6 protein-coding genes are annotated in these 6,451 nt (G+C 52.9%); 2 read left to right on the top strand and 4 right to left on the bottom strand.

What is annotated here, in order from left to right:
• Both AC2FNV_RS16790 and AC2FNV_RS16785 read right to left on the bottom strand, forming a co-directional pair.
• Positions 1 to 1,089, bottom strand: a 1,089-nt coding sequence (locus AC2FNV_RS16790) for an extracellular solute-binding protein (RefSeq protein WP_496773929.1), incomplete at its 3' end; no start/stop codon positions are given.
• A 173-nt stretch (positions 1,090 to 1,262) separates the two neighbouring features.
• Complete coding sequence (locus AC2FNV_RS16785; RefSeq protein ID WP_170479668.1) at positions 1,263 to 1,772, bottom strand: c-type cytochrome; 510 nt, start codon at positions 1,770 to 1,772, stop codon at positions 1,263 to 1,265.
• A 119-nt stretch (positions 1,773 to 1,891) separates the two neighbouring features.
• Here AC2FNV_RS16785 and AC2FNV_RS16780 point away from each other — a divergent pair, with 119 nt between their 5' ends.
• Positions 1,892 to 2,725: a prephenate dehydratase gene (locus AC2FNV_RS16780; RefSeq protein WP_170603332.1), complete on the top strand. Its 834-nt coding sequence runs from the start codon at positions 1,892 to 1,894 to the stop codon at positions 2,723 to 2,725.
• A 139-nt stretch (positions 2,726 to 2,864) separates the two neighbouring features.
• Here AC2FNV_RS16780 and AC2FNV_RS16775 read toward each other — a convergent pair whose 3' ends face one another.
• Together AC2FNV_RS16775 and nudC are read right to left on the bottom strand one after the other, a co-directional pair.
• Positions 2,865 to 3,332: an SRPBCC family protein gene (locus AC2FNV_RS16775; protein ID WP_170603331.1), complete on the bottom strand. Its 468-nt coding sequence runs from the start codon at positions 3,330 to 3,332 to the stop codon at positions 2,865 to 2,867.
• A gap of 38 nt (positions 3,333 to 3,370) precedes the next feature.
• A complete protein-coding gene (nudC, locus tag AC2FNV_RS16770) occupies positions 3,371 to 4,354 on the bottom strand; it encodes an NAD(+) diphosphatase (protein WP_170603329.1) in 984 nt (327 codons plus the stop codon).
• Between the two features lie 228 nt (positions 4,355 to 4,582).
• Here nudC and AC2FNV_RS16765 point away from each other — a divergent pair, with 228 nt between their 5' ends.
• On the top strand, positions 4,583 to 6,418 hold the full coding sequence (locus AC2FNV_RS16765) for a bifunctional 2',3'-cyclic-nucleotide 2'-phosphodiesterase/3'-nucleotidase (RefSeq protein WP_170603691.1): 1,836 nt from the start codon (positions 4,583 to 4,585) through the stop codon (positions 6,416 to 6,418).
• Positions 6,419 to 6,451 lie beyond the last annotated feature (33 nt).

Raw genomic sequence — 6,451 nt, 5'->3', positions numbered from 1 at the left:
CTCGTTTGTCCACTCAAAATTAAATGCCAAAGCCAAAGCCTCGCGGACGTTCTTGTCGGTAAATTGAGGTTTACCAAGATTGAACACAAACCCAGAAGGCGTCGGTGGGCTGCCGTCAGGAATTTCGTCTCGAACCACTGATCCTTCGTTCAGCTTCGGGAAATTATATCCGGTGGCCCAAAGTTTTGGGTCACTCTCGATGCGCATCGTGTATTCTCCGGCCTTGAAACCTTCGAAGGCAGCCGTTTGATCCGCGAAGTATTCTACCCGGATAATGTCAAAATTGTTTCGCCCGCGATTGAAAGGAACATCATTGCCCCAATAGTCGTCCCGTCGCTTGTAAACGATGCGTCGGTTAATGTCGTAACTATCCAGCTGGTAAGGCCCGGAGCCAACGGCAACCTCGAGCCGAGGTTCGTCCAACCTGCGAGATTCGTCAGCTTCGAACCAAGCTTTCGAGAAAACAGGAGTAGCACCCACCGTTTCGATCAGGCTTCGTCTTGTAACTTCTGGGTTAAATGTGAACTTGACGGTGTGATCGTCCAAAGCTTCGGCACCGGTGACCATCCGACCTACAGCCTGCGCGTAAGAAGGGAGGCCCTGTTCAATAAACAGTCTATGACTGTAAACAACATCTTCGGCGGTGACCGGTGTCCCGTCCCAGAATTTTGCCTCCGGGCGCATGTGAAAGATGACGTAGTTGCGCCCCTCATCATACTCCAGGCTTTCTGCAAGAACCCCATAGTACTGCCCTACGCTGTCGTCAGAACTTTCGATCAGACGATCGTATTGCAATGTCGTCAACGCACCAGAGCGGCCCTTGCGGGAATAGGGGTTGAGCGAATCGAACGTGCCCGAAGCCGCCAAAGACAACTCCCCGCCTTTGGGCGCATCTGGGTTAACATAGTTCAGATGAGTGTAATCCGCCGGGTAGTCCAGATTCCCGAAATAGGAATATCCGTGACTGCTTGTGACCTTGTCTTCTGACGCCAGCGCTGGGTCACCTGACAGAACGGTTGCAGACAAACCCAAAACCGCCACCCATGGCCGGAATTTTGAAACGCGCGTTGATGGCGAAAGGGAGATCATAGTGCTCATCCTCTGGTGTCTATCACGGTTTTTATGTCGTTCATGTTAGGTAAAAGTCCAACACTGCCTGTTGCAAGTTTAGACTGCGTGAACGCTTTGTGAAGATTTCATCAGACAAAAAAAGGCCGCTGCGGTTTGCGGCGGCCTTGAATCTTTGCGATGGAATAGCAGGATCAATTTCCGATGGTTTGCAAATATGCAATTAAATCGGCGCGTTCTTGAGGCTTTTTCAGGCCGGCAAAGCTCATCGAAGTACCCGAGATATAGCCGCTTGGACGTTCAAGGAACGCATCAAGCGCTTCGGGTGTCCAATTGCCGCCATGTGCCTGCATGGCCGCCGAATAGCCGGTAAAGCCCTTGGCCGACGCAACCGGCCGGTCAACGATAGCGTACAGGTACGGACCTGTGCCATTTGCGCCGTCTTCCAGCTTGTGACAAGCCGTGCATTTGCGGAACACACGGGCACCTTTCTCCGGGTCTGCAGCTGCTAAAAGCTCTTCGAACACAACCTCTTCACCATCAGCACTTTCACCGGCGCTTTCCGTCTCAATCACGTAAGCAGCCTCCGCGCTGTGGCCACCCACATGATACAGGATATCTCCGCCCCATTTGGCCAGAAGAAGCGCAAGGAAGGTTCCGAACAGGCCGGCTGCGGCCTTGGTAACTGTCATCGTGTCGAACATTGATCGCGAGTCCATTTCAGCTGTCTTCGGGGTGTCTAAGGCTTCCCCTCGCAAGAGGCAAGGTATAGACACCGCGACGAAACGCCCAATGTGGGAACTTGTTGCACGGAATCGATCAAATGACCAAACGCATCGCTTTTCAAGGGGAACCCGGCGCTTACAGCCACGAAGCCTGCCGCAATGCAAGGCCAGAAATGGATGCTTTTCCCTGCCGAACTTTTGAAGATGTTATCGAATCGGTCCGTTCCGGCGAGGCGGATTTGGCGATGCTGCCGGTGGAGAATTCCACTTATGGCCGTGTTGCCGACATTCACCGACTGCTTCCTCATAGTGGGCTGCATATTATCGAAGAAGCCTTTGTTAGGGTTCATATCAACCTTTTGGGAGTGCCCGGCGCGACGTTAGAAGATATTACCGAAGCTCACTCCCACTTAGTGTTGCTTCCACAATGCGAAGGTTTCCTTAAAGAACACGGTATTCGTGGCCGGGTCAGCCCTGACAATGCGCGCGCCGCCCGCGAGATCGCCGAACTGGGTGACAAGCATTCGGCCGCCCTGGCCAGCGAATTGGCTGGTGAGATTTATGGTCTGAATGTTTTGGCCCGGCACGTTGAAGACCGCGGCGACAACACTACCCGTTTTCTTGTTATGTCACCGCAAGCCGACACGACGCGACGCGGCGAACATGAAATGATCACGAGTTTCGTTTTCCAGGTGCGCAATATCCCCGCGGCTTTGTACAAGGCCATGGGCGGTTTCGCCACCAACGGCGTTAACATGACAAAGCTGGAAAGTTACATGATCGATGGATCTTTCACTGCGACGCAATTCTACGCGGATATTGTCGGCCACCCAGAAGACCGAAATGTACAACTTGCCCTCGACGAACTTGAACACTTCACAACGAATGTCGAAATTTTGGGCGTGTACCCTGCGGCCCGGCCAAGAGGCTAGAACTTTTATACCAACGAATCTCGGACCCCCGCTAAGCGCTGCACCAGTCCTGTCTTACAGCTGAACGAAACTCCTTGAAGAACAATTTAACGATCAGCGTCACCGTAACACTGCGCACCCAAACCCACCTGTGGACGGGCTACATGCTGTGACGGTAACGTTCCTCCGCATCGCGGGCGAAGTCACTCAGTCGCGATTGAAACTGGCGCCGGACACGTGACTGCCCTAGTTTAAGGGATTGCAACAACAAACGCGCCGTAAGGGTCTTGGCCGCTAGCGACATTGAGATTTTCAAGCGTGTGCGACCCTTGGAAAGTGCTAGAAGCTCGATCGAAGTTTCACCCTTCATTCCTTTGCTGTTGGCCCTAAATTTTATCGCAGAAGGCCGATCAAATTCAGTCATTTCAACCATGATCTGGCGAGGTTTGCTTCGCACTTTGACTACGGTCTCCCATTTGGCTCCAACGATTGCAGAGTGTTGCGCAGAAATTCGTCGCACGTCAGCGCCTCGCCGAACGGCCAAACGCTCGAATCTATCGAAATCCGACACAAAGGCGAATACCGCATCGATTGGAGCTTCGATGTCTTCCTGCGCTGAAAACTTCATTTTTGCCTTATTAGTCTTTGTTACGAACCAAGCTTTCGTCAATCCAGCGTGTCTGACAGCCAGTTTTGCAAAAGAAAGTGTGCAATCGCTCCTTTTCGGGCAGGCAGCAGCTTTGGATGCTCACCTGCGTAAGCCTGCATCATTTCTGTTCTGGTGACCCAAATGGCGTCTTCAATTTCGACCGGATCAATTTGAATGTCGCGCGACAGAGCCTGACCCGAACACCCCATCATAAGCGACGCCGGGAAAGGCCAAGGCTGGCTCGCCAAATACTGCACAGCGCCGACGGGAACTCCAGCTTCTTCCATCACTTCACGACGGACGGCGGCCTCTAGCGTTTCACCAGGTTCCACAAATCCGGCCAACAGAGAATACATCCCCTCCGGCCATCCGGGCGACCGTCCCATCAGCACAGAATTTCCATGGGTTATCAGCATGATCACCACGGGGTCGGTTCGCGGAAAATGCTGCGCCCCGCACGCAGGACAACTGCGCTGCCACCCTCCTTGCGAGATTTCGCTGCCCGCGCCACAACGGGCGCAGAAGCGATGCGTTTCGTGCCACCCCACGACCGCCTTTGCGGAGGCGGCCAATTCCGCATCCCGCGGTGACAGCCTTGTCATGATTCGACGCAGCTCAGCAAAAACATGGCCTGTTGGCAAATCTGGATGCTGCTGTTCACTTCCATCTACAAATGCGCCGACACCGGAAATGTCCAACCCTTCTGCGTCCCAACCTGAAATGTCCATTGCAAAATGCGGCACATCTTGATCGCCAAGACCCAGAAAAACAGGTTGTTCAACCGCGCCGCCAGGCCCCTGTGTTATTATGTCATGATGCATTGGGACCGATGCAAGTGAATCCAACCCCTCTCCCTGCACAAGAACCTTACCGCGCCAAATCAAATGACATTTAGCGGCCCCACCAGACTTTACCTTGGCCAGCATTTTCGCGTCACCTCGAATATGCGCCGCGCGGTCCAAACCCGAACCGCCGAATGTTACCTGTTCCGCGCGTTTCACTATTTTGCTCCCTCAAGTCCGAACCAAGGGCTGCCACGTCTTGCCCTCTGGTGCAACGGGCGTTCATCGGGCAAAATGCAAATGTCGCGTTTGAAAAACCGCACAATCGCCGCGGAAGTCGCAATCGTCCCGAACATTATGAACAAACAAATATTTTGACCGCAAGAAGCTCATAACTTGATCACCAAACCAAAAGTGCCGGTAGGCCAGCGCAAAGACGACCGCGCCATGATTCGGATTCTGGCCACCTCCGATATCCATATGAACGTGACTGGCTACGACTATTACGCTGATTGCACGGACACACGGATCGGACTCACCCGAACCGCAACCTTGATCCGCGAAGCACGGCAACAAGCCGTTCAGAATGACGCCCTTGTTTTGATGTTTGACAACGGCGATTCCCTACAGGGCACACCCTACGGTCAGTGGGCAGCCCAAACCATTCGGCACACCCATCCACTACCACAAGCGTTTGCTGCATTGGGTTATGATGCCGTAGGCTTGGGCAATCATGACTTCGGGTTCGGAGTCGCATTTCTCGAACAAATCGCTGAAAAGGCCACGTATCCGATTTTGTGTTCGAATATGCGGTACAAGGCCCTGAAAAGCCCTTGGCATCCTTATGCAATCCTTCCTCGCTCGGTTGTTTTAAACGGCAATAACGAACCGATTTGCATCGGCGTTTTATCAGTGTTGCCACCGCAAACACTCCAATGGGAAGCCCACAAACTTAAAGGTAAGGCCGAGGTTGAGGATATTGTCACTTCTGCCCATCACACTGCCGCAAATTTGAAGCAATTGGGGTGCGATTTGGTTGTGGCCCTGGCCCATACCGGATTAGGAGCCGATACTTTTGAAAACGGTCAGGAAAACGCCGCAATACCTTTGGCGGAAATAGACGCCATTGATGCGATCATAGCAGGGCACACGCACCTGACACTGCCGGGTCCTGGGCACGCGGGGTTAAAACACGTCGACCACGCAAGAGGTCTTGTACACGACAAACCCGTCGTTATGCCCGGATGGGCAGGATCACATTTGGGGATCATTGACCTATCCCTGAAACGGGATCAGAACAAAAAATGGCGGGTCGAAAATAGCAAGGCCGAACTAAGATCAATCCAATCGGACGTTGACGGATCCACAGTGGCGGAGGACGCAGAAATCTCGGCTTTTTTCGCGGCCGGCCATGTAGAGACCAAGGCACAGTCTGCCGAGCCGGTTGGACGAATTACGAAACCCCTGCACAGCTATTTCTCTTATTGTGGGTCCGACAGGAGCCTGAGTCTTTTGGCCGAGGCACAGGCCGCAGCTGTGAAGCCGTTTCTAGCCAACACGCAATTTGCGGATATTCCGGTACTCTCAGCAGTCGCACCAGCCAAATTCGGTGGCAGGGCAGGACCACGATACTACACCGATGTGCCTGCCGGTGAAATTTCGATGCGCCATGTTGCGGACATTCACGTTTTTCCAAACGAACTTCGCGCCGTCCTTGCAAACGGGGCACAGATTCTGGACTGGCTTGAAATGTCTGCAGGCTTGTTCAGTCAGCTATCAAAAGACGGCCCCCATCTTTTGACTAATCCACATTGGACGGGTCATAACTTTGACATCCTTTACGGAGCGACCTGGCAAATCGACCTCTCAAAACCTGCCCGTTTTAACTGTGACGGTAGCCTGGTAGACGCTGCTAATTCACGCATTCTCGACGCAAGCTTCAATGGCACGCCAATCACGGAGGATCAGATTTTTGTCGTCGTTTTAAACAACTATCGGGCAAATGGTGGTGGCGACTTTCCAGTTGCGAAAAACCCGCGACTGATTTCTTTGCCATCGCTTCGCATTCAGGATGCACTGCGTGATTATCTGGCCGGGAATTTGCAGCCAACCCTATTGGCCGAAACAGTAAAACCGTTCTCTTTTGCCCCTATGGGCAGCAGAACTGCAATCCTCAAAACCGGGCCTAATGCGCGGAATTACATTGATGAACTTGCAGAGTACCGACCGATTGATTTGGGACTTGATGACGAAGGCTTTATGCAAGTCCAACTCACGCTGTGATGGGTTGCCATTTTATGTCCTGACACTTATATC

The organism is Ruegeria sp. BHSA163, from assembly GCF_059613365.1.
This window is presented reverse-complemented; position numbering and strand designations above follow the sequence as displayed.